The organism is Streptomyces sp. JN8 (assembly GCF_055808075.1).
In genome coordinates this window covers 3,886,106-3,908,667 of record NZ_CM147852.1, presented here as the reverse complement: position 1 = coordinate 3,908,667, position 22,562 = coordinate 3,886,106, and the positions used below count along the sequence as shown (strand labels likewise).

Below are 22,562 nucleotides of genomic sequence, written 5' to 3'. Positions count from 1 at the left end.
TGGCCGTGAAGAAGCTGTACCAGGGCCAGCGCTAATCCTTCTCGCCAACCACTTCTAGAGAACGCCAGAGCTGCTCATGATCGAGATCCCGTCCGACCTCAACCCGGACCTCGTCCCCCTCGCGTTCCTGCTCGGCACGTGGGAGGGCGCGGGTGTCTCCGACTTCCCCGGCGCCGAGAAGTGCAACTTCGGGCAGTCCGTGACCTTCCGCCACGACGGCCGGGACTTCCTCGAGTACACCTCGCACTCCTGGGTCCTGGACGCCGAGGGCAACAAGGTCCGTCCGCTGGAGAGCGAGAGCGGCTACTGGCGCATCGACAAGGACCGCAAGGTCGAGGTCGTCATGGTCCGCGACCAGGGCATCGTCGAGATCTGGTACGGCGAGCTCGCCGACCAGAAGCCGCAGATCGACCTGGCCACGGACGCCGTCGCCCGCACCGCCGCCTCGGGCCCGTACTCCGGCGGCAAGCGCCTCTACGGCTACGTCAAGAGCGACCTCATGTGGGTGGGCGAGAAGGCGACCCCCGAGGTCCCGCTGCGGCCGTACATGTCGGCGCACCTCAAGAAGGTCGTGACGCCGGAGGAGGTCGCGGACATGGCCCGCAACCTCGGCGACCTGCCCGACGACGGCATCGCCTTCTTCCGCTAGAAGCGCCGCCGGATCCGTTCGGCACCCGCCGGAGCCTGGGACGCCGCGCCGCGCCCTCCTACACTGGGGGGCGTGGTGAGCACCGACTGGAAAAGCGACCTGCGGCAGCGCGGCTACCGGCTGACGCCGCAGCGTCAGCTCGTCCTGGAGGCCGTCGACGCGCTGGAGCACGCGACGCCCGACGACATCCTCGTCGAGGTCCGCAGGACCGCCTCCGGGGTCAACATCTCCACCGTCTACCGGACCCTGGAGCTCCTGGAGGAGCTCGGTCTGGTGAGCCACGCCCATCTGGGGCACGGGGCTCCGACGTACCACCTCGCCGACCGGCACCACCACCTCCACCTGGTCTGCCGGGACTGCTCCGGGGTGATCGAGGCGGACGTCTCGGTGGCCGCCGAGTTCACCGGGAAGCTCCACGAGGCCTTCGGCTTCGAGACCGACATGAAGCACTTCGCCATCTTCGGGCGGTGCGCGGACTGCGCCCGGAAGGCCGCGGACGCGGCACCGGCCGAGGCCGGGCCGGCCGGCGGCGACCGCGCCCCGGAGGAGTCCGGCGCCGAGTCGTAGGCTTTCTTCCATGCAGCGACATTCCACGACCAGCCCTCTGCTGTCCCTGCCCGGCGCCGTCGCGGCGGAAGGCCGCGACGAAGGTGTCGCCGCGCACTACGGCGACCTGTTCCGCGAACAGCGCGCCCTCGCCGACGGCCGCGGCTTCGTCGACCTCTCGCACCGCGGTGTCGTCGCCGTCACCGGCGACGACCGGCTGAGCTGGCTGCACCTGCTCCTCACCCAGCACATGACCGACCTGGCGCCCGGACAGGCCACCGAGGCGCTGATCCTGTCGGCGAACGGGCACATCGAGCACGCCCTGTACCTCGTCGACGACGGCACGACCGTGTGGGCGCACGTCGAGCCGGGGACCCGCGAGGAGCTCGTCGCCTACCTGGAGTCGATGAAGTTCTTCTACCGCGTCGAGGTCGCCGACCGCACCGACGACATCGCCGTCGTCCACCTCCCGGCCGGTTCCATCGCCGAGGTCCCCGAGGGGGCCGCCGTACGGGAGACCCCGCACGGCCGTGACCTCTTCCTGCCCCGTGCCGACCTGGAGGCCTTCGCGCAGGCGCACGGCCCGGCCGCCGGCGTCCTCGCGTACGAGGCGCTGCGCGTCGAGGCGCACCGGCCGCGGCTCGGCTTCGAGACCGACCACCGGACCATCCCGCACGAGGTCGGCCTCATCGGCAGCGCCGTCCATCTCCAGAAGGGCTGCTACCGGGGCCAGGAGACCGTCGCCCGGGTGCAGAACCTGGGGAAGCCGCCGCGCCGCCTGGTCTTCCTGCACCTGGACGGCAGCGAGGTGCTGCTCCCGGGGCACGGCACGCCGCTCCGGCTCGCCGCCGACGGCGAGGAGGGCCGCCAGCTCGGCTTCGTGACCAGCTCGGTCCGCCACCACGAGCTGGGGCCGATCGCCCTGGGCCTGGTGAAGCGGAACGTGCCGGTGGACGCCCCGCTGATCGCCGGCACGACGGCCGCCGCGCAGGAGACCGTCGTCGAGCCGTAGGACCGCCCGCAGGTCGGGCGGGGCCGGCGGTTCAGACCTCCAGCAGCACCGTGAACGGGCCGTGGTTCGTGAGCGAGACGCGCATGTCCGCTCCGAACCGGCCCGTCTCCACGTGCGCGCCGAGTGCGCGCAGTCGGGCCACCACCTCGTCCACGAGGGGCTCCGCCACCGGGCCGGGCGCGGCCGCGTTCCAGGTGGGGCGGCGGCCCTTGCGGGCGTCGCCGTAGAGCGTGAACTGGGAGACGACGAGCAGCGGGGCGTTCACGTCCGAGCACGACTTCTCGTCGTCCAGTACCCGGACGGACCAGAGTTTTCTGGCCAATTGGGCGGCCTTCTCCGGGGTGTCGTCGTGGGTCACCCCGACCAGCACGCACAACCCCTCGCCGGTGATCTCACCGACGGTCTCCCCTGCGACGACGACACTCGCGCCGTCCACCCTCTGCACCACTGCACGCATGCGCCCCAACCTACCCAGTGGGCACCACTCCGACGGATGAGGGGCCGAACGGGTGCAGAGCGCCTGCACGGGCACCGGCATGAGTGGCACGATGCGTGTCAGGCGGTGCGGCAGCGCACCGGTCGAGGGGACGATTCTCATGAGTGCACCTGGCAGCGGGCCGACGCCGTCCGGCCCCGTACCGCTGATCCGCGCCGCGACCCGGGGCGGCGCGCCGGGCGGCGGCCCGGCCACCCGGCCACCCGCCCAGCGGACCGCCGAACCGGCCCTGCCGGACCGGCCCCAGCCCGAGCTCGGCGCCCTCCGGCTCCCCGAGCTCCGCGCGCTGCGCCGCGACGCGCAGAGCGACGAGGCCGATCTCAGCTATGTGCGCCGGATGCTCCAGGGCCGGATCGACATCCTCCGCGCCGAGCTGGCGCGGCGGACCGACCCGGAGGCCCCGGTCCTCGACCGGCTCTCCGAGATCCTCGCCGACGTGCCCTCGCGGCACCGCTCGTCGGCCCGGCACGTGACGCTGTCGACGCCGCGCGGCGAGGAGTACCGGCGGCTCGCCGCCGAGATGCTGTCGGAGGTCGAGCTGTCGGACCTCACGGCCCGCACCGACGACGAACTGCACGCGGGGATGGGGCGGCTCGCCGGCTACGAGCAGCAGATCTCCCGGCGCCGGCAGGCCCTCCAGCGGACCGCCGACGACTGCAGCGCCGAGATCGCCCGCCGCTACCGGGAGGGCGAGGCGCAGGTCGACGACCTGCTGGCCTGAGGTCCGCGGCCGCGGACCGCGCGGATCGTCCGACCGGGGCGAAACGTGCCTGCCGCGGCGGCGCGGGGCCGCGGGCGGGGCCCGGAAACTCGGGTGCGGGTGTGCGAGGGCCGTGCGTAGGGTCGAGGGATGACTGTCGACGTACGCGCCGTGACGGAGTCCGAGTTCGCCGACTGGCAGCGTGCCCTGCGCACCGGGTTCCTCCGGCCGCCGGTCGTGACCGACGAGGAGGTCGCCGACCGGCTGCCGCACGTCGACCTCGCGCGGACGGCCGGGGCCTTCGACCGCGGCCGGGTCGTCGCCACCTTCCGGTCGTTCCGCCAGGAGGTCAGCACGGTCGGCGGCGGTCGCCTCACCGCCGACGCGATCACCCAGGTCACCGTCGCCCCGACGCACCGCAGGCGCGGACTGCTCAGTCGGATGATGACCGCCGACCTGGCCGCCGCGAAGGAGCGGGGCGACGCGATCGCCACCCTGATCGCCGCCGAGTACCCGATCTACGGGCGTTACGGCTTCGGCCCCGCGAGCTGGTGCGGCGAGTGGAGCGTGGACCTCCGGCGGGCCGGGCTCGACCCGCGCCGCTCGGGCCGCCCGGAGGACGGCGGCCGGATCGACCTGACCGACGCCGAGGAGATCCGCGCGATCGGCCCCGGCGTGCACCGCCGGCTGGCCGGCGTCCGCGCCGGGGTCACCAGCCGCTCCCCGCGCGACTGGGCGGTCGGCACCGGCCAGAGCGTGCAGGGCGAGCCGTGGCGCGAGCCGTACTACGCGGTGTACCGCTCGGAGTCCGGCGAGGCCGAGGGCTTCGTGGCGTACTCCTCGGACGACAAGTGGGACGACGCCAAGCAGCCGATGAACACGGCGACCGTGCGGGACCTCGTCGCCGTCACCCCGGCCGCCGAGCGCGCCCTGTGGCACTACCTCTGCTCCGTCGACTGGATCACGACCGTCCGCTCGGGCTACCGGGCGCCCGACGACACGCTGCCGCTGCTGCTGCCCGACCCGCGCGCCGCGAAGCTGCTGACGTACGCGGACATGCTGTGGGTGCGGGTCCTGGACGTCGTCGAGGTCCTGGAGAGCCGGACGTATCCGGTGGCGGACTCCCTCGTGCTCGACCTGCGGGACGGGGACGGCCTCGCCGGCGGCCGGTACCGCCTCGACGCCTCCCCGCAGGGCGCGTGCTGTACGCCCACCACCGCGTCCGCCGATCTCGCCTTCGACATCGCCGAGTTGGGCGTGCTCGCCTTCGGCGACGAGTCGGCGGTGCGGCTGGCCAGGACCGGGCGGGTGGAGGAGCCGACGGCCGGTGCGGCCGCCCGGGCCGACCTGCTGTTCCGTACGCCGCTGCGGCCGTTCTCGCCCGACATCTTCTGAGCCGGGCCGTCTGGGCCGGGCTGCTTGGGCCGGGCCGTCTGGGCCGGGCCGTTCGCGCCGGGGAAGGTCAGCGGGTGCGGAGCCGGAAGAGGAGGCCCGACACGGCGACCGCGAGGGTCAGGAGCCCGGCGCACCACCCCAGGGCGATCCACGGGGTGCCGCCGACCGGCAGGTCGAGCAGCAGGCCCCGCATCGACTCGATCAGCGGGGTCACCGGCTGGTGCTCGGCGAAGCCGTGCAGCCAGCCCGGCATCGTCTCGATCGGGACGAACGCACTGCTCGGGTAGGGCAGGAACATCATGAAGAACGTCACCGCGCCGGCCGCCTCCGCGCTTCTGGTGACGAGGCCGATCGCCGCCGACAGCCACGAGACCGCGGTGATGTAGGCGAGGAGCAGCCCGATCGCCGCGAGCCAGCCGCCGGCCGTGGCGCTCGGGCGGAAGCCGATGGCGAAGGCGGCGCCGAGGACGAGTGTGGTGGAGAGCGCGTTGCGGGTGACGGCGGCCGCGACGTGTCCGGCGAGGAACGGGGCCCCGCCGACGTCGAGGGTGCGGAAGCGGTCGACGACCCCGAGGCGCATGTCCTCGCTGACGGAGACCGCGGTGCTCGCCGCGCCGAACCCGGCGCAGAGGACGAGCACGCCGGGGACGACGTAGGTGACGTACCGGGTGCCGGTGTCGATGGCTCCGCCGAAGAAGTAGACGAAGACGAGCATCAGCATGATCGGCAGCATCATCGAGGTGATGACGGCGTCGAGGTTGCGGCGGCTGAGCCGGATGCCGCGTCCGGCGAGGGTGCTCGCGGCGGTGAGGGTGTCAGACACGGCTGGGCTCCTTGTCGGCGGTGAGGGCCAGGAAGACGTCGTCGAGGGTGGCCGTGTGGAGGCCGAAGCGGGCGATGTCCCGGCGCTCGGGGTCGAGCGCGTCGAGCAGGTCCCGCACGTGGGCGGCGCTGCCGTCGGTGGGGATGCCGAGCGTGCGGGTGCCGGGGTCGTCGGTGGCCGGACGGCCGGTGGCCCGTGCGGTGATCCGTCCGGTGATCCGTGCGTAGCCCTCCTCGTCGCGGGCCACGACGTCGAGGCGGTGGGCGGCGTAGCGGGCCTTGAGTGCGGCGGGGGTGCCCTCGGCGAGGGCGCGGCCCCCGCCGAGGACCGCGATCCGGTCGGCGAGCCGGTCCGCCTCCTCCAGGTACTGGGTGGTGAGGAAGACGGTCGTGCCCGCGTCGGAGAGTGCGCGGACCGCCTGCCAGAGCTCCTGGCGGCTGCGCGGGTCGAGGCCGGTGGTCGGTTCGTCGAGGAACATGACCCCGGTCGCGCCGGGGTCGCGGACGAGGCCGGCGGCGAGGTCGAGGCGGCGGCGCATGCCGCCGGAGTACGTCCTCACCAGGCGGTCGCCGGCCTCGGTCAGGCCGAAGCGGTCGAGGAGTTCGGCGGAGCGTCGGGCGGCGGCGGGGCGGGGGAGTCCGGAGAGCCGGGCCGCCGTCCAGAGGTTCTCCGCGCCGGTCTGGGTCTCGTCGACGGCGGCGGACTGCCCGGTGAGGCTGATCGCGCGGCGGACCCGGGAGCGTGCGGTGACGACGTCGTGTCCGGCCACGCGCGCGTGGCCGGCGTCGGGCGCGGTGAGGGTGGCGAGGATGCGGACGGTGGTGGTCTTGCCGGCGCCGTTGGGGCCGAGGAGGGCGAAGACGGTGCCGCGGGGGACGTGCAGGTCGAGGGCGTCGAGGACGCGGACGTCCCCGTAGCTCTTGGTCAGGCCGGTGGCTTCGATGGCCGGAGGCATGGGTGCTCCCTGGGCGGGTGGAGGGCGGACTGCCGCGTCCGTACTGCGTATGACATACGCGTTACTGTGTAAGGGTTACGCATTACTAGGATGGACGTCAAGCGTGCGAGGTGGCCGGGAGGCGGCGGGTTGTGGCGACGGACGGCGAAGGACGTGCGGGCGACGGTGGTGCGGGCGCCGTGACCGGCGGCGGCGGGCGTGCGGGTGATGGCGGCGTGGTGGGTGGCGGCGGTCGCGGGACCGGCGGCGACGCCGGTGCGACCGCTGACGGCGGCGGTGCGGGGGGCGTGGTCGGCGACGGCGGCACCTTTCTGCCGCCGAGCATCGAGGCGGCCTGGGGGCTGCGGGAGCGCCCCTCCAAGGGGCCCAAGCCCGGCCTGACCCTCGACCGGATCGTCGACGCGGCCGTCTCCCTCGCCTCGGCCGAGGGGCTCGACGCCGTGTCCATGGGCAGGGTCGCCAAGGAGCTGGGCGCCTCGACGATGTCGCTCTACCGGTACGTCTCCGCCAAGAGCGAGCTGTACGTCCTCATGACGGAGGCCGCCACCGGGGCCCCGCCCGCGCTCTTCCCGGCCGGCACCGCCTGGCGCGAGGCGATGGAGGCCTGGGCGTGGGCGCTGCGCGAGGTCTACCACCGCAACCTCTGGATGCTGCGGGTCCCCGTATCGGGCCCGCCCGCCACTCCGAACGCGGTCGCCTGGTGGGAGAAGGCCCTCGCCGCCATGGCGGACACCGGTCTCGACGCCGGAGCCAAGATCTCGGTGACCCTGCTGGTCAGCGGTCACGTGCGGAACGACGCCCTGGTCATGGCCGACCTCGCGTCCGCCGTCGCCGCCGCCGGGGGCGACCCCGGGGAGGCGCTCGCCCGGTACGGGCGCACCCTGCGGCGGCTCGCCGATCCGGAGCGGTACCCCGAGGTGGCGCGGATGCTGGACGAGGGCGTGATGGACGTCGCCGACGAGCCCGAGGTCGAGTTCCGCTTCGGTCTGGCGCGGATCCTCGACGGGGTCGCCGTCCACGTCGAGGGGCGGGCCTCGTGACCCCGGACCGCGAGGCCGGCGGCCCCGGGCTGCGCGAGCGGAAGAAGGAGCGGACCCGTCGGGCGCTGTCGGACGCGGCCGTCGCGCTGTTCCTGGAGCGGGGCTTCGACGCCGTCTCGGTCGCGGAGGTGGCGGCCGCCGCCGAGGTCTCCAAACCCACCCTCTTCCGGTACTTCCCGGCCAAGGAGGACCTGGTCCTGCACCGGTTCGCCGACCACGAGGACGAGTCGGCCCGGGTGGTGGCCGCGGGCCGCGCCGCCGGTACGGCCCCGCTCGACGCGCTGTACGCCCATCTCCTCGACGGGCTCGACCGGCGCGACCCGGTGACCGGACTCTGCGACCATCCCTCGGTCCTGGCGTACCTCGGGCTGCTGTACGGCACGCCGGCGCTGGTCGGGCGCCTGCACGCCTACCGCGTCCGGTCGGAGGCGGCGCTCGCGGACGCCCTGGCGGCCGGGTCCGGCCCCCCGGCCGTCGATCCGCTGGCGGCGCGGCTCGCCGCGGGGCAGATCGTGACGGTGCTGCGGGTCCTCGCGGAGGAGAACACGGCGCGGATCGCGGCGGGCGCGACCGCCGACGCGCTGGCGCCGGACGCCGTGGCGGCGGCGGGACTGGCGTTCCGGGCGCTGCGGGAGGGGCTTCCGCTCTGACCGTGGCGTTGGCGTTCTCGATGCCAAGTTAAAAATGTAACTCAGTAACGTTTTCCGTTAGGCTTGTCGGAATGACGTCACTGGACCTTGAGCTCGCCCGCGAACGCTCCCACCACGACGCCTGCCGCGCCGCCCTGACCCGGATGACCGAGGACGTCGCCGGCCAGGTCGTCACCGGCGAGGACACCGCCGCGTCCGGCGCCGACGCCGAGGCGCTCGGCCGCCATCTGCGCAGCCGCGCCGAGGAGATGCGCGAACAACCCCCCGGACCGCTGTTCTTCGGCCGCCTCGACCTCGACGACGGACGCGTCCACCACATCGGCCGTCGCCGGATCGGCGAGGACCCGGCCGCCCCGCCGCTGGTCGTCGACTGGCGCGCGCCCGTCTCCCGCGCCTACTACCAGGCCGGAGCCCGCGACCCGCAGGGCGTGCTCCGGCGCCGCCGCTTCGGCTGGGCCCCGTACAGCGAGGGCGCCTCGGAGGACCTGACCGCGCTCGAGGACGAACCGCTCGCGGCGGGCGGCGAGGTGACGGTCGGCGCGCTGCTCGCCGGGGAGATCGAGCGCCCCCGGGTGGGGCCGATGCGGGACATCGCGGCCACCATCCAGCCCGAGCAGGACGACCTCGTACGCTCCGACCCGGCCGCCTCCCTGTGTGTCCAGGGCGCGCCCGGCACGGGCAAGACCGCCGTGGGCCTGCACCGGGCCGCGTACCTCCTCTACACCCATCCGCAGCGGATCCGGCGCTCCGGGCTGCTCGTCCTCGGCCCGCACCGCGCCTTCCTCTCGTACATCTCCGAGGTGCTGCCCTCGCTCGGCGAGACCGGCGTGCGCCAGGCCACCCTCGCCGACGAGATCGCCCGCCACCCGGTCCGCGCCGAGGACGGCGAGGAGGCGGCCCGGGTCAAGCACGACCCCCGGATGGCGGAGGTGCTGCACCGCGCGCTGTACGGCAGGGTCGACCCGGCGCCCGCGGAGGACCTCGCCGTGCCGGACGGCTCGGCCCACTGGCGGCTGTCCGCCGCGCAGCTCGCCGCGATCGTCGCGGACGTACGGGCGGAGGCCCCGCCCTACGCCACGGGCCGCGAACGGGTCCGGGCCCGGATCGTGCGGGCCCTCCAGCTCCGGGCCGAGCGGCGGTGGGGGCCCATGGGCGCGGCCTGGGCGCGGCGGATCGAGCGGTCGAGGGCGGTGACGGCCTTCCTGGACGCGTGCTGGCCGAGGACGAGCCCGGAGGAGGTGCTCGCCGCGCTGCTGACGGATCCGGCGGCGGCGACGGCGGGTTCGGCGGTGGTGTCGGCGGGTTCGGCGGTCGCTCCGGCGGGTTCGGCGACGGCGCTGACGGGTCCGGCGGGTCCGGCGTCCGCCGGGGGGCCGGTGCGGGCGGCGGGCGGGGGTCCGGTCCCGGCGTCCGCCGGTTCCTCCGTGCTGACGGAGGGCGAGTGGGCGGCGATCCGCTGGGACCGGCCGCCCCGCTCGTACCGCTCGGCGCGCTGGACGGCCGCCGACCTCGTCCTCCTCGACGAGCTCGCCGGCCTGATCGAGCACCCCGAGGGCTACGGACACGTCGTCGTGGACGAGGCGCAGGACCTCTCGGCCATGGAGTGCCGGGCGATCGCCCGCCGCACCCGGTTCGGGTCCCTCACCGTCCTCGGGGACCTCGCGCAGGGCACCACCCCGTGGGCGGCCCGCGAGTGGCCGGAACAGCTCGCCCATCTGGGCAGGCCGGGGACGCCGGTGGTGCGGCTCACCCTCGGCTACCGCGTTCCCGCGGCCGTCGTCGACCTCGCCAACCGGCTCCTGCCGCACCTGGGCGCCGACGTGCCGGCGGGCCGGTCCGTCCGGACGGACGGGGAGGTGACGTTCGCCCGGGCGACCGGCCGCACCGGCCTGCCCGGCGCGGCGGCCGAGGCGGTGCGCGGGGCGCTCGCCGTGGAGGGTTCGGTCGGGGTGATCACGGCGGACGCCCTGGTGGGGCCGGTCGAGCAGGCGGTACGGGGCTGCGGGGCGGCGGACCGGGTGACCGTGCTGCCCGCCACGGTCGTGAAGGGCCTGGAGTTCGACCACGTCGTGGTGGTCGAACCGGCCGCGATCGTGGCGGCCGAGGCGCGGGGCCCGAACCGGCTCTACGTGGCGCTCACCCGGGCGGTGTCACGGCTGACCGTGGTCCACGCGGCGGAACTCCCGGAGTGCCTGGCGGCGCCGACCGGGGCCGGGGCGGGGTGAGTTCGGGGTCCGGGGCGGGGCGGTCGGGCGGGAGGGGGCGCGGTGTGCGGGGTCGGCGATCGGCGTCCGGGTCGGCCGGCGCTCACGCCGCCGTCGGGGCGGGGGACTCGGGGGCGGGGGACTCGGCCTCCGCCGCCCGCGCCTCCGTCCGCCTCTCCGTCCCCGTCTCCGTCCCCGTGCGCATCCCCGTCCCCGCTTCCGTCTCCGTGTTCTGCGCCGGGCTCGGTGCTCCCGGCCTGCCCGGGGCGCGCAGCACGGTGAAGGCGAGGGCCAGGGCGGCGAGCAGCAGGCCGGCGCCGACGGCGAAGGCCAGGCGGTAGCCGCCGGTCAGGGCCTCGGCCGCGGGGCGCCCCGCGGCGGTGAGGGACTCGGTGCGGGTCGCGGCCAGGGTGGAGAGGACGGCGATGCCGAGGGCCATGCCGATCTGCTGGGTGGTGTTGAACAGGCCGGAGGCGAGGCCCGCGTCCTTCTCCTCGGCGCCCGACATGGCGAGCGAGGTGAGGGCGGGGAGCGCGAGGCCGAATCCGGCGGCGAGCAGCATCACGGGGAGCAGGTCGGTGGCGTACGAGGCGCGGACGGGGACGCGGGCCAGCAGGCCGAGGACGCCGACGAGCAGGACCAGGCCGGTGAGCAGGACGTTCCGCTCGCCGAAGCGGGCGATCAGGCGGGCCGACACGCCGAGGGAGACGGCGCCGATGACGGCGGCCGCGGGGAGCATCGCGAGACCCGTCCCGGCCGCTCCGTACCCGAGGACCTTCTGGAGGTAGAGGGCGACGAGGATCTGGAAGGAGAAGAGTGCGGCGACCATCAGCATCTGGACGGCGTTGGCGCCGGAGACGCTGCGCGAGCGCAGGATCCGCAGCGGCATGAGCGGGTTCGCGGCCTTCGCCTGGCGGACGAGGAAGCCGGCCAGGAGGGCGAGCGCGAGGGCTCCGAGGCCGAGGGTGTGCGCCGAACCCGCCCCGTACTCCTCGATCTTGACGACCGCGTAGATGCCGGTCATGAGGCCGGTCGTGACGAGCGCCGCGCCGAGGACGTCGGCGCCGGCCCCGAGCCCCACGCCCCGGTCGGCGGGGAGGGCGCGGAGGGCCACGAGGAGGGTCGCGAGGCCGATGGGCAGGTTGATGAAGAAGATCCAGTTCCAGGCGAGGGCGTCGGTGAGGAGGCCGCCGAGGACCTGGCCGAGGGAGGCGCCGGCGGCGCCGGTGAAGCTGAACACGGCGATGGCGCGGGCCCGTTCGCGCGGCTCGGTGAAGAGCGTGACGAGGATGCCGAGGCCGACGGCGGAGGACATCGCGCTGCCGGCGCCCTGGAGGAAGCGGGCGGCGATGAGGACGCCGGGGGAGGTGGCGACTCCGGCGAGGAGCGAGGCGGCGGTGAAGACCGCGGTGCCCGCGAGGAACATCCGCCGGCGGCCGAGGAGGTCGCCGAGGCGACCCGCGAGGAGCAGGAGCGAGCCGAAGGCGATCAGGTAGGCGTTGACGACCCAGCTGAGGCCGACGGGAGTGAAGCCGAGGTCGCTCTGGATGGCGGGCATGGCGACGGTGACGATGCTGCCGTCGAGGATCGTCATGAGCATGCCGGTGGCGAGGACGCCCAGGGCGAGCTGGCGCGAGGAGGTGCGGGCGGGTACGGGCACGGGGATCACTCCTGTTCGGTGGAGCCGACAGGAGTGACGTTAGCAGAAGGTTTTGTTGCAGACTATTTTTTACGGAACGACTGCGCGGGCCGCCCTGACCCGGCTCGGCCGCGTCGCCCCCGCTCAGCCGCGCTGGCGGGCCCGGCGGGCCGGCCTGGGGCTCTCGATCGGGGTCTCCAGATGGCCGGTGACCAGCAGGTTCAGGGCGTGGAGCAGGGCGGCGCGCGCATCGTCGGGAAGGGACGAGAGGGCGCTCTCGTGGACGCCGTCGACGATCTTCTGGCTCTCGCGGGCGACCTTCGTCCCCTCCTCGGTCACGGCGATGATCCGCGCGCGCCGATCGGTGCTGGAGGGGCGGCGCTCGGCGAGCCCGGCCTTCTCCAGGGCGTCGACGGTGACGACCATGGTCGTCTTGTCCATGTCCCCGATCTCCGCGAGCTGCGCCTGGGTGCGCTCCTCCTCCAGGGCGTGCACGAGGACGCAGTGCATCCGGGGGGTGAGCCCGATCGCGTCCAGCGCTGCGCTCATCCGGGTCCGCAGGGCGTGACTGGTGTGGTCGAGCAGGTAGGAGAGGTCGGGCTCGGTGCGGGTGGGTGCCATGGCGGTCATGGCTGCCAGGGTAGCGAGGATGGGTCCGTCGCGGATTATCGCGAAGTGGACGAATGGGCGGGACGGCGGGCGAGGGGCGTGTCCCGCGTCCGGGCGGGTGGGATCCGCCGGGGGGTCCGGGCCGGGGTCCCCGCATCCGGGCGGAGTCCCCGGCCCGGGCGGGGTCCCCGACCCTGGCGGGGTGGGCGCGGTCGGGAGGGGCGGGGGAGGGTGCGGCCGCCGTGGCCCGCCGGTCGGTGGTCAGGATGGCCCCATGGAGACCCCTCTGCTCTTCCTGGACGTCGACGGCCCGCTGATCCCCTTCGGGGCGAGCGGCCGGGAGTATCCCGTGTACGCCCCGACGCCGCCCCCGTCCGTGAGTCCCCTCCTCGCCCGGCTCGACCCCGCGCAGGGACCCCGGCTCGCGGCGCTCCCGTACGCGCTCGTCTGGGCGACGACCTGGGAGGACGATGCCAACGCCTGGGTCGCGCCGCGCCTCGGGCTGCCGGCCCTGCCGCTGGTGCGATGGCCCGAGGGCGATCCCGGCCCCGGGGCGGGAGTGCACTGGAAGGCGCCGGGGATCGTGGCGTGGGCCGGTGGGCGGCCGTTCGCCTGGGTCGACGACGAGATCCGCGCGGCCGACCGCGAGTGGGTCGCCGCCCACCACCCCGGACGGTCCCTGCTCCATCGGGTCGACCCCCAACGGGGGCTGACAGAACGGGACTTCGAGGCGCTCGACGCCTGGGCTCGCTGACCGTCGATCCAACCACGGCACTGCTCGCGGGTGTTGGCAGATACAAGAGTCGCCCCGCCCACCTCTCGTGTCATCCGCCAGTACGGCGGGCGGTCCCCGTCGGGGCAGACTCGACGGGCGCGCAGGACTTCGAACCACACGACGAAGGACACGAGGGGGCGCCATATGGGCGTGCGTCAGCAGTACGACGGCATCGGCGAGGCGTTCGAGGGATTCAAGGCCCTGCCGATGATGCGGTACGGGGAGGTGCCCAGCTTCCTGGGCACGGTCGGGGACGTGACGGGCAGGTCGATCCTCGACCTGGCGTGCGGGACCGGCTTCTACAGCCGGGAGTTCAGGCGGCGCGGCGCCACGGAGGTCCTCGGCGTCGACATCTCCGCCGAGATGATCGCCGCCGCGCGGGACTTCGAGCGGCGCGACCCGCTCGGCGGGGTGCGCTACGAGGTCGGTGACGTGGCCGAACTCCCCGTCCTGGAGCAGAAGTACGACATCGCCCTCGGCGTGCAGTGTCTCAACTACGCCGAGGACGTCGCGGGGCTCGAACGGATGTGCCGCAACATCCACCGCAACCTGAAGCCGGGCGGCGAGTTCTTCGTGCTCGCCCAGCGGCCCGACTACCGGTTCGACTGCGACTCCCTCCCCCAGTACGGCTTCCGCTGCGAGCCGACGGGCGAGGAGGCCGAGGCCGGGCCGCGCGTCCGGGTGACGGCGCTCCTCGACCCGGAGCCGATCAGCATCCTCGGCACGGTCCCGCGCCGCGAGGTCTACGAGGAGTGCCTGCGGGCGGCCGGGTTCCGGGACGTGGAGTGGGTCCCGCTGTGGGTGTCGGAGGAGGGCGTCGAGAAGTACGGCGAGGACTTCTGGGCGGACCTCCTCGCCCACCCGCCGCTCGTGATGCTGCGCTGCCGCGCCTGACCGGAGGGCGGGGGCGCGTCCGACCCGCGGCGGAGGCCGGACCGGGGTGGGGTGGTCCGACCTGCGGCGGGGGGCGCCGGAGCCGCGCTGGACGCGTCTGGACCGCGCCGGGGTGGGGCGCGCCGGCCCGGTTTGCACGGGTCGGTGCGCCCCGCCGCAGGGCGGGAGCGTCCCTTCGCGGACCGCGCGGGGGCGCTACGAGGACCGTGGCTGGGTGAAGCGCAGCATGTTGCCCGCCGGGTCGCGGAAGGCGCAGTCGCGGACGCCGTACGGCTGGTCCACCGGCTCCTGGAGGACCTCGCCGCCGGCGGCCCGGACCTGTTCGAAGGTGGCGTCGACGTCCTCGGTCGAGAAGATGACGCCGCGCAGCATGCCCTTGGCGAGCAGCTCGGCCACCGCCTGCCGGTCGGCGGGCGAGGCGTTGGGGTCGGCGAGCGGCGGTTCGAGGACGATCTCCACGTCCGGCTGGGCCGGGGACCCGACGGTCACCCAGCGCATCCCCTCGAAACCGACGTCGTTACGCACCTCCAGGCCGAGGGCGTCGCGGTAGAAGGCGAGGGCCTTGTCGTGGTCGTCGACTGCGATGAAGCACTGCGAGAGCTTGACGTTCATGCCTTCGAAGCTACGGCCGGCCACCGGATTCCGCTTCTCCGAAACCGACCGATCCGGGAGCGGGCGGTGTCGGGGGGCGCCGGGCCCCGGCGGTGCGGCCCGGTGCCGGGGTCAGGGTCGGCGGACCGGCCGCGTGCGCACCTTCGCGACGCACGCCGGGATCGCGGCGCCGTCCTCGTGGGGGCGGGCCCGGTAGGCGGAGGGGGTCTCGCCGACGAGCTCGGTGAAGCGGGAGCTGAAGGAGCCGAGCGAGGTGCACCCGACGGCGAAGCAGACGTCCGTGACGCTCATGTCGCCCCGGCGGAGCAGCGCCTTGGCGCGTTCGACGCGGCGGGTCATGAGGTAGCTGTACGGGGTCTCGCCGAAGGCGGCGCGAAAGCTGCGGGCGAAGTGTCCGCCGGACATGAGGGCGACGGCGGCGAGCGCCGGGACGTCGAGCGGCTGCGCGTAGTCGCGGTCCATCGTGTCCCGCGCCCGCCGCAGCCGTACCAGGTCCTCCAGTGCCACGCCCACAAGGATGGCACGGCGGCACGGGAGGGGCGCGGGACGGGAGCGGTCGGCGGGGCGCGCCGGGACCGGGGCGGGGGTCCTCCCGGGGCGTGGGGCCGGCGTCAGTCGCGGGGGGCCGGCTGCGGGGACGCGGTCACGTGGGCGAGGAGCCGGTCGAGCGGGCGGGGCACCTCGTGGAGGTCGAGGGCGTCGACGAGCGAGCGGGCGTACTGGCTCTTGCGGCCGCTGATGGTGCCCATGAAGCGGCGCAGCTGCCGCTCGACCTCGCGCTGCCGCTGCGCGGGCTGCTTCTGGAAGATCCGGAAGGCCCGCAGGTCGCCCTGGGCGTCGATGACCCGCTGCACTCCCTCGGCGCCGAGGGAACGGATCAGCTCCTCCTCCAGGTCGGCATCGCAGACGTAGAAGCCGAGCGGCTCCATGCCGGCGCGGGTGAGGCCGTGGCCCAGCCCCTCCCGGTCGAGGGCGGCCGAGAAGTGGCGTTCCTCGCCGGCGTCGCACAGACCGGCGAGCGGCACGTCGAGGCCCCGGGGCCCGAGGAGGTGCACGAACCTGCCGATGTTGGTCGCGCCGCCGAGCGGGACGACGGCGATGCCCTCGGCGTCGAGGGAGCGGCCGTGCCGGGCGGCGAGGGCGTCGAGCGCGACGTGGTCGCTGACCCCCTCCACGAGCACCGCCGTGCGCAGCCCGGTGCCGGCCGCGAGCGCGCGGGCGACCTCGGCGGCTGCCGGGGCTCCCGCGCCGTCGGCCGCCCACTCCCGGACCGCCGCTCGGAAGCGCTCCGTCGTCGTCTGCATGGGTCCCAGTCTCCCAGCCGGGGCGGTGAAGATCACGGGGATTTCCGGGGCGGCGGGGCCGTCGGCCCCGTGCCGGGCCCGTCGTCCGGCCGAGGGCGACTCTTGCAAGCGGCTGCTTGCAATAGTTAGCAAAGGCTGGCATGGTCGGGGCATGGCATCGCTCAACGTCGGCAATCTCGGTGAGTACCTCCGCGAGCAGCGGAGGACCGCGCAGCTGTCCCTGCGGCAGCTGGCCGACGCGGCCGGGGTGTCCAACCCGTACCTGAGCCAGATCGAGCGGGGGCTGCGGAAGCCCAGCGCCGAGGTGTTGCAGCAGGTCGCGAAGGCGCTGCGGATCTCCGCCGAGACGCTCTACGTACGGGCCGGGATCCTCGACGAGACGGAGCGGGAGGAGCTGGAGACGCGCGCCGTCGTCCTCGCCGATCCCTCGATCAACGAGCGGCAGAAGCAGGTGCTGCTCCAGATCTACGACTCCTTCCGCAAGGAGAACGCCGCCGAGGCGGCGGCCGCGGCCGCCGGAAGCGCCGAGGCGCCCGCCGACTTTGCACCCGTCGGTACGACCGAAGATCCCGCAGGCGCCCGCGCCGCGGCCGCCGAGCGGCCCGTCGACGCGTCGCCCGATGCCTGACCGCCCCTGACCAGCGCTCGCTCGCGCACGCCACATCCGGGAGGACCACCAGCATGGCCATCATCGACGAACTGCGTACGCCCCTCTACTTCGCCGCCGGCACCGCGGACCTCGCCGTGCAGCAGGCCAAGAAGGTTCCCGGCCTGATCGAGCAGATCGCCGCCGAGGCGCCCGCCCGCATCGAGGCCGTGCGCAACACCGACCCCAAGGCCGTGCAGGAGAAGGTCACCGCGCAGGCGAAGGAGGCCCAGGCCTCCGTTCAGTCGCGGTTCGCCGACGTCGTCGGCGGACTCGACACGGACCTGAAGAAGCTCGGCGAGACCGCCCAGGACCTCGCCCTGCGCGGTGTCGGCGTGGCCGCCGAGTACGCCGTCAAGGCGCGCGAGAAGTACGAGGAGGTCGCCGCCCACGGCGAGGAGGCCGTCCGGGCCTGGCGCGGCGAGGTCGCCGAGGAGATCACCGAGATCGCCATCGTCGTCGAGCCGGAGGCGTCGAAGGACGAGGACGCGAAGGCCGAGGAGCCGGTGAAGGCCGCCGTCGTGCCCGAGCCCGCCTCCGAGCCCGCGGCGGCCAAGAAGGCCCCCGCCCGCAAGACCACCGCCCGCAAGGCACCCGCCAAGAAGGCCGGCGCCTCCGCCGAGAAGGCGTAGTACCGGGCACCAATCCGGGTACCTGGTGCGTTGAACCGGGTACCTTGACCGCGAGGCGCTCTTCCCCTCTTCCCTAGGCGGTGCTCAGCATGTTGCGCGCGGGATTCGACTCCCTCCTCTCCCTGGTGATGTTCCTGATCTTCACCGGCTTCGCCGTCGCCGCGCTCGTCTTCGCCGCCATGGCGCGCGAGGACGCGTACCGCGCCGCCGAGAAGCAGACGAAGAAGTTCTGGCTGATCGTCCTGGGCATCAACCTCGCCCTGAACCTGCTCTTCCCGATGCTGTTCCTGCAGATCGCGGGCGTGATCGCGGCCATCGTCTTCATGGTGGACGTCCGCCCCGCGCTCCAGCAGGTGTCGGGCGGCGGCGGGCGCCGGGGCGGCGGCTCCAGCAGCGACGGCCCGTACGGCCCGTACAACGGCGGCCGCTAGAACCGGAGGCCGCGACACGGCCGAGGGCGGCGCCGGTACGGCGCCACGGACGCGACGAAGGGGACAGGACCCGGGGCACCCGCCCCGGGTCCTGTCCCCTTTCCGTCTCTCCGCGCACGGTGCCGCAGGCGGGGCCTCGCCTGCCGGGCCTCCGAGCCGCCCGGGGCGGTCGCTCAGACGGCGGGGGTCCGGCCCCGGGCCGCGGGCCGGCTCCGAGCCGCGCGCCCGCTCGTTCAGACCGTGGTCGTCCGGCCCCGTGCCCTGTCCCCGTCCCGGTCCCTCTCCAGGGCCAGGACCGCGACGTCGTCCGTCAGCTCTCCGCCGTTCAGGGACCGGACCTCCGTCACCGCCGCGTCCAGGAGCTCGTCGCCCCGCAGACCCGAGGTCAGCTGCCGGTTGATCATGCCGACCATCCCGTCCTGGCCGAGCCGCGGCGAGCCGGGACCCGCCGACCGCCCCTCGATCAGTCCGTCCGTGTACATCAGCAGGCTCCACGCCCCGCCGAGCTCGACCTGTCGGCGCGGCCAGCGGGCGCGCGGCAGCAGCCCGAGCGCCGGGCCGCCGTCCTCGTACGGCAGCAGGCGGGCGGCCCGCCCCTGGCGCGCGATCAGCGGCGAGGGGTGCCCCGCGAGGCAGAGGCCCGCGCGCCGCCCGTCGGGCGCGATGTCCACGGTGCAGAGGGTCGCGAAGATCTCCTCGCTCTCCCGCTCGTGCTCCAGGACCTGCTGCATCGTGGAGAGCAGCTCGTCCCCGCACAGGCCCGCGAAGGTCAGGGCCCGCCAGGCGATCCGCAGCTCGACGCCGAGCGCGGCCTCGTCGGGGCCGTGGCCGCACACGTCGCCGATCATGGCGTGGACGGTGCCGTCCGGGGTGCGGACCACGTCGTAGAAGTCGCCGCCGAGCAGCGCGCGGGAGCGGCCGGGCCGGTAGCGGGCCGCGAACCTGAGGTCGGAGCCCTGCAGGAGGGGCGTGGGGAGCAGTCCGCGCTCCAGGCGGGCGTTCTCCTGCGCGCGGAGCCGGGACTCGGCGAGCTTCACCTGGACGGCGTCGGCGCGCTTGCGCTCGACCGCGTACCGGATGGCGCGGCTCAGCAGCCGTCCGTCGAGCTCCTCGCGGAAGAGGTGGTCCTGGGCGCCGACGCGGACGGCCTCGGCCGCCAGCTCGGCGTCCGCGGAGGTCGCGAGGGCGAGGACCGCGTGCCGCGGGGCCAGCCGCAGGATGTGGCGCAGGGGAGCGAGCGGGTCGTCCCCCGCGGCGGCCCGGGGGCCGGGCAGCGACAGGTCGACGAGGACGCAGTGGACGTCGTCGGTGAGGAGCCGCTCGGCCTCCGTGAGGTTGCGGGCGGTGCGGATGCGGACCCGGGTGCCGGCGGCGTCCGCGGCGTCGAGGAGTTCGGGTACGGCGAGGACACCCGCCGGGTCGTCCTCGACGACCAGGAGGGTGAGATCGGTGCGGTCGGTGCCTGTGACTGTGCCTGTCATAGCGGTGGCGTCCATGGCGGTGGCGTCCGTAGGGGCGACGTCGCCGGGTCCCGCAACGGCAGAGACGTTTCTCTGACGCGGTACGGATACGGGCATCGGTCCGGGTTTCCTTCCCTCCCCCCGAGGGTGCGCAGGGCGCCGGGTGGCGTCCCGCCCGTCCCGGACCATAGCGGTAGGGCGGTGCGCAGCGGAATGGTGATCAGCGGGTCGGCCTCCGTGGCGGGATTGGCATATGCCGCGGAAGGGGAGGTACTTGCCCCCGTACGGCCGCCAAGGCGCCCCAGGGGCAATGAGAAAGGTCACGCCGGGACGGCGCCGCGCGGTTCCGTGACCGGGCGTGGGATGCCTCACGTCGGGCGGAACCCCGCCGCCCGGCCCGTGCCCACCGCCGCGCCGGTGTCCGCCTCTGAGCTGGTGTCCGCCTCCGTGCCTCGGCCCGCGCCCCGGCCCGTGCCCGCGCCCCGGCCCGCCGCCGTGCCCGCGTCCGTCCCGCCGGTCCTCACTCCACGAGCCACGCCCGGCCTCCCGCCGGCGTCACGCCCGACGTGCCCCGGCCTCCCGCCGGCGTCACGCCCGACGTGCCCCGGCCTCCCGCCGGCGTCACGCCCGACGTGCCCCGGCCTCCCGCCGGCGTCACGCCCGACGTGCCCCGGCGCCACGACCGCCTCACGACGGGCGGACCACGCCCAGGATCTCCATCGAGCCCGCTCCCGCGAGCGTCACGTTCCGGCCGGGGCGCGGTGCGTGCACCATCGTGCCGTTGCCGACGTACATCCCGATGTGGCTCGCGTCCTTGAAGTAGACGATCAGGTCGCCCGGCCGCATGTCCTTGACGTCCACGCGGGGCAGCAGTCGCCACTGCTCCTGGGAGGTGCGGGGTATCGGGTGGCCGGCCGTGCCCCAGGCGAGCTGGGTCAGGCCGGAGCAGTCGTACGAGTCCGGCCCCTCGGCGCCCCACACGTACGGCTTGCCGATCTGCGCGGTCGCGAACTCGATCGCCTTCTTCGCGGCCGGAGTCGTGTCCCCCTTGAGGCCGGCGAGGACGCCGGTGCCGAGCCAGGTCGTCTGGGCCCGGGACTGCGCCTGCTCCTCCAGCCGGCGCAGCCGCTCCCGCTCCTCGGCGGCGAGTTCGGACTCCAGCTTCTTCGCGGCGGCGATCTTGCCGTCGATCTCCTTCTTCGCCTGGGCCTGCCGCACGCGGTTGGCCTCCAGCTTGGTCCAGTTCACGCCGGCGTCCTTGGCGTAGACGTCCAACTGGGCCTGGGTGCGGTTCATTTCGCCGAGCAGGTCGGTGGTGGCCTTCGCACCGGCCTTGAGGCGCCCCGCGTTGTCGAGGAAGAGCTGGGGGTCGGTCGTGAGGACGAGCTGCGCGCCGTCGGGGAGACCGCCGTTGCGGTACTGGGCGCGTGCGGTGGCGCCGGCCCGGGCCTTGAGGGACTCGATCTTCTCGCGGCCCTCCACGATCATCAGGGCCACCCGGACGATCTCGTCCGTCTGCTGCTTCGTCCGCTCCTCCGCGAGGTTGTACGCGTCGGTGGCGACGGCGGCCTGGCGGTACAGGGTGTCTATCTCCTTGCGCACCTCCTCCAGGGTCTTCTTCGGAGCCGGCGGCGGAAGCGGTGAGGCGGCGGCCTGGAGGGTCAGCGCGGGCGAGGCCAGCACGGTCAAGGCGCAGATCACGGTGATCGCGGCGGTGGCGTGGCGGCGTCGGTTCACGAGCTCCCCCTCAAGTGACCAGATCTGATTTACCGTCAGTAACTTGCTGCTGACCTTGGCGATAGTGCCATGCGAAACCGTAAAGCAACAGGGGAGACCAGGGCCTACCGGATCAGGTCCCCCCACGGGGGACGAGAGATACGGGCGATGCGTTCCCGGAGCGGGGGAGATGCGGCGGAAGTCGGCAGGTGAGCGGGCCCGCTCACCCCCGCGGCGCCAGCGCCTCCCACCGCACCGTCAGTTCGCCCTGGCGCCACCGCCGGGGCCCGTCCGTCAGCGGCCAGTCCGCCGCCAGGTCGCGGGCCGAGCGGATCCACCGCTGCCGCGCGCCGAGGGAGGCGTACGGGGCCGCCGCCGCCCAGGCCCGGTCGAAGTCCCGCAGGAACGCGTGCACCGGCTCGCCCGGCACGTTGCGGTGGATCAGCGCCTTCGGCAGCCGCTCCGCCAGGTCCGAGGGCCGGTCGAGGGATCCGAGCCGGGTCGCGAAGGTCACCGTCCGCGGCCCGCCCGCGTCGAGCGCGACCCAGACGTGCCGGCGCCCGATCTCGTCGCAGGTGCCCTCCACGAGCAGCCCGCCCGGCGCGAGCCGCCCGCGCAGCCGCTCCCAGACCGCCGCGACCTGCTCCTGGTCGTACTGGCGCAGCACGTTCGCCGCCCGGATCAGGGCGACCCGGCCGGGCACGGGCACCTCGAAGCCGCCGTGCAGGAAGGAGAGGCCCTCGTGCTCGTAGGGCTTGGCGGCCTCGACGCGGGCGGGCTCGATCTCGATGCCGTACAGCCGCGTGCGGGGTTCGGCGGTGCGCAGCCGGGCGAGGAGCTCGACGGCGGTCCAGGGCGCGGCTCCGTAGCCCAGGTCCACGGCGAGCGGCGGCTCGGGGGAGCGGCGCAGCGCGGGGCCGTGGACGGCGGCGATCCAGCGGTCCATGCGGCGCAGACGGTTGGGGTTGGTGGTCCCGCGGGTCGGGGTGCCGACGGGCGAGGGGGACCGGGGGCGGCCCTGGGCGGAGCTGTGGGGGCGGGTGGTGCGCGGGGCCATGTCCGAAAGGTTACGGGGTGGGGGTGGGGGGTTGAGCGCCCCCGGTAATGAATTGGCAAAGCGGCGTCCGGGGTGGAAATGAAAGGTTCCGTTCCGGTGTTGTCCCGGCCGGAGGGCGCACCACGTCCTCCCGCCGCCATGCCCACGGCGCCGGGCTCGGGAACGAGGCCGGCACCGACGCCTGGTACCGGGTTCGAGCCGAGCCCCGTACCGGGGTCGGCTCCGGCACCGGCGCCGGACCCCGACCGCGGGTCCGGCGGTGGGTCCGGCACCGACCCGACCGGCCGGACGCGCTCAGCCCGACGCGACCGGCCCCG

General features: G+C 74.6%; 24 protein-coding genes. 13 read left to right on the top strand and 11 right to left on the bottom strand.

Annotated features, from left to right (window positions below; translation table 11 throughout):
- Positions 1–76: 76 nt before the first annotated feature.
- The 3 genes from ACY0MR_RS17070 (at position 77) to ygfZ (ending at position 2,207) form a co-directional block, all read left to right on the top strand.
- On the top strand, positions 77–649 hold the full coding sequence (locus tag ACY0MR_RS17070; protein ID WP_361848594.1) for a heme-binding beta-barrel domain-containing protein: 573 nt from the start codon (positions 77–79) through the stop codon (positions 647–649).
- Positions 650–721: 72 nt separating this feature from the next.
- Positions 722–1,216, top strand: coding sequence for a Fur family transcriptional regulator (locus tag ACY0MR_RS17065; protein ID WP_388792202.1), 495 nt, complete (start codon positions 722–724; stop codon positions 1,214–1,216).
- A 10-nt stretch (positions 1,217–1,226) separates the two neighbouring features.
- Positions 1,227–2,207: a CAF17-like 4Fe-4S cluster assembly/insertion protein YgfZ gene (ygfZ, locus tag ACY0MR_RS17060; protein WP_392046900.1), complete on the top strand. Its 981-nt coding sequence runs from the start codon at positions 1,227–1,229 to the stop codon at positions 2,205–2,207.
- Between the two features lie 31 nt (positions 2,208–2,238).
- On the opposite strand, the gene dtd is transcribed toward ygfZ, so the two are convergent.
- Positions 2,239–2,664, bottom strand: a complete 426-nt coding sequence (gene dtd, locus ACY0MR_RS17055; RefSeq protein ID WP_361863645.1) for a D-aminoacyl-tRNA deacylase — start codon at positions 2,662–2,664, stop codon at positions 2,239–2,241.
- Between the two features lie 139 nt (positions 2,665–2,803).
- On the opposite strand from dtd, the gene ACY0MR_RS17050 reads away from it, so the two are divergent.
- Positions 2,804–3,424, top strand: coding sequence for an RsiG family protein (locus tag ACY0MR_RS17050; RefSeq protein ID WP_388792208.1), 621 nt, complete (start codon positions 2,804–2,806; stop codon positions 3,422–3,424).
- Positions 3,425–3,553: 129 nt separating this feature from the next.
- Complete coding sequence (locus tag ACY0MR_RS17045) at positions 3,554–4,798, top strand: GNAT family N-acetyltransferase (RefSeq protein ID WP_473561446.1); 1,245 nt, start codon at positions 3,554–3,556, stop codon at positions 4,796–4,798.
- 67 nt (positions 4,799–4,865) lie between these two features.
- Here the strand turns inward: ACY0MR_RS17045 and ACY0MR_RS17040 are convergent, their stop codons facing one another.
- Positions 4,866–5,621 (bottom strand): ABC transporter permease, encoded by a 756-nt coding sequence (locus ACY0MR_RS17040; protein WP_473561444.1) that lies wholly within the window; start codon positions 5,619–5,621, stop codon positions 4,866–4,868.
- Positions 5,614–6,576, bottom strand: a complete 963-nt coding sequence (locus tag ACY0MR_RS17035) for an ATP-binding cassette domain-containing protein (protein WP_473561440.1) — start codon at positions 6,574–6,576, stop codon at positions 5,614–5,616. Before ACY0MR_RS17035 ends, ACY0MR_RS17040 begins: the two co-directional genes overlap by 8 nt.
- 287 nt (positions 6,577–6,863) lie before the next feature.
- Between ACY0MR_RS17035 and ACY0MR_RS17030 the strand changes: the two genes are divergently transcribed.
- From ACY0MR_RS17030 to ACY0MR_RS17020, 3 genes are all read left to right on the top strand, one after another.
- Positions 6,864–7,616, top strand: a complete 753-nt coding sequence (locus ACY0MR_RS17030; protein WP_473561817.1) for a TetR/AcrR family transcriptional regulator — start codon at positions 6,864–6,866, stop codon at positions 7,614–7,616.
- Positions 7,613–8,266 (top strand): TetR family transcriptional regulator, encoded by a 654-nt coding sequence (locus tag ACY0MR_RS17025; protein WP_388792218.1) that lies wholly within the window; start codon positions 7,613–7,615, stop codon positions 8,264–8,266. Before ACY0MR_RS17030 ends, ACY0MR_RS17025 begins: the two co-directional genes overlap by 4 nt.
- Before the next feature lie 71 nt (positions 8,267–8,337).
- Positions 8,338–10,491, top strand: coding sequence for a HelD family protein (locus ACY0MR_RS17020; RefSeq protein ID WP_473561438.1), 2,154 nt, complete (start codon positions 8,338–8,340; stop codon positions 10,489–10,491).
- Positions 10,492–10,573: 82 nt separating this feature from the next.
- Here the strand turns inward: ACY0MR_RS17020 and ACY0MR_RS17015 are convergent, their stop codons facing one another.
- Positions 10,574–12,070 carry an MFS transporter gene (locus tag ACY0MR_RS17015; protein WP_473561815.1) on the bottom strand — a complete coding sequence of 499 codons (1,497 nt, stop codon included), beginning with the start codon at positions 12,068–12,070 and terminating at the stop codon, positions 10,574–10,576.
- A gap of 183 nt (positions 12,071–12,253) precedes the next feature.
- Positions 12,254–12,739, bottom strand: coding sequence for a MarR family winged helix-turn-helix transcriptional regulator (locus tag ACY0MR_RS17010; protein ID WP_473561436.1), 486 nt, complete (start codon positions 12,737–12,739; stop codon positions 12,254–12,256).
- Positions 12,740–12,992: 253 nt separating this feature from the next.
- On the opposite strand from ACY0MR_RS17010, the gene ACY0MR_RS17005 reads away from it, so the two are divergent.
- Both ACY0MR_RS17005 and ACY0MR_RS17000 read left to right on the top strand, forming a co-directional pair.
- Positions 12,993–13,472: an HAD domain-containing protein gene (locus ACY0MR_RS17005; RefSeq protein WP_473561434.1), complete on the top strand. Its 480-nt coding sequence runs from the start codon at positions 12,993–12,995 to the stop codon at positions 13,470–13,472.
- A gap of 165 nt (positions 13,473–13,637) precedes the next feature.
- Positions 13,638–14,387 carry a class I SAM-dependent methyltransferase gene (locus ACY0MR_RS17000; RefSeq protein WP_388792226.1) on the top strand — a complete coding sequence of 250 codons (750 nt, stop codon included), beginning with the start codon at positions 13,638–13,640 and terminating at the stop codon, positions 14,385–14,387.
- A gap of 195 nt (positions 14,388–14,582) precedes the next feature.
- Here ACY0MR_RS17000 and ACY0MR_RS16995 read toward each other — a convergent pair whose 3' ends face one another.
- The 3 genes from ACY0MR_RS16995 to ACY0MR_RS16985 all read right to left on the bottom strand — a co-directional run bounded on the left by ACY0MR_RS16995 (position 14,583) and on the right by ACY0MR_RS16985 (position 16,303).
- Positions 14,583–14,999 carry a VOC family protein gene (locus tag ACY0MR_RS16995; protein ID WP_073911679.1) on the bottom strand — a complete coding sequence of 139 codons (417 nt, stop codon included), beginning with the start codon at positions 14,997–14,999 and terminating at the stop codon, positions 14,583–14,585.
- 111 nt (positions 15,000–15,110) lie between these two features.
- Positions 15,111–15,506: a helix-turn-helix transcriptional regulator gene (locus tag ACY0MR_RS16990; protein WP_388792228.1), complete on the bottom strand. Its 396-nt coding sequence runs from the start codon at positions 15,504–15,506 to the stop codon at positions 15,111–15,113.
- A gap of 104 nt (positions 15,507–15,610) precedes the next feature.
- On the bottom strand, positions 15,611–16,303 hold the full coding sequence (locus ACY0MR_RS16985; protein WP_361860024.1) for an ATP-dependent endonuclease: 693 nt from the start codon (positions 16,301–16,303) through the stop codon (positions 15,611–15,613).
- A gap of 151 nt (positions 16,304–16,454) precedes the next feature.
- Between ACY0MR_RS16985 and ACY0MR_RS16980 the strand changes: the two genes are divergently transcribed.
- The 3 genes from ACY0MR_RS16980 (at position 16,455) to ACY0MR_RS16970 (ending at position 18,012) form a co-directional block, all read left to right on the top strand.
- Positions 16,455–16,931: a helix-turn-helix domain-containing protein gene (locus tag ACY0MR_RS16980; protein WP_473561430.1), complete on the top strand. Its 477-nt coding sequence runs from the start codon at positions 16,455–16,457 to the stop codon at positions 16,929–16,931.
- A gap of 53 nt (positions 16,932–16,984) precedes the next feature.
- Entirely contained in the window at positions 16,985–17,581 is a 597-nt protein-coding gene (locus ACY0MR_RS16975; protein WP_388792234.1) for a hypothetical protein, read from the top strand.
- 89 nt (positions 17,582–17,670) lie between these two features.
- A complete protein-coding gene (locus ACY0MR_RS16970) occupies positions 17,671–18,012 on the top strand; it encodes a DUF2516 family protein (protein WP_361860015.1) in 342 nt (113 codons plus the stop codon).
- A gap of 233 nt (positions 18,013–18,245) precedes the next feature.
- Here ACY0MR_RS16970 and ACY0MR_RS16965 read toward each other — a convergent pair whose 3' ends face one another.
- The 3 genes from ACY0MR_RS16965 to ACY0MR_RS16955 all read right to left on the bottom strand — a co-directional run bounded on the left by ACY0MR_RS16965 (position 18,246) and on the right by ACY0MR_RS16955 (position 22,245).
- Positions 18,246–19,508, bottom strand: coding sequence for a PP2C family protein-serine/threonine phosphatase (locus ACY0MR_RS16965; RefSeq protein WP_388792238.1), 1,263 nt, complete (start codon positions 19,506–19,508; stop codon positions 18,246–18,248).
- Positions 19,509–20,159: 651 nt separating this feature from the next.
- Positions 20,160–21,209, bottom strand: a complete 1,050-nt coding sequence (locus ACY0MR_RS16960; protein WP_388792240.1) for a C40 family peptidase — start codon at positions 21,207–21,209, stop codon at positions 20,160–20,162.
- Between the two features lie 202 nt (positions 21,210–21,411).
- Positions 21,412–22,245 carry a class I SAM-dependent methyltransferase gene (locus tag ACY0MR_RS16955; protein ID WP_473561428.1) on the bottom strand — a complete coding sequence of 278 codons (834 nt, stop codon included), beginning with the start codon at positions 22,243–22,245 and terminating at the stop codon, positions 21,412–21,414.
- Positions 22,246–22,562 lie beyond the last annotated feature (317 nt).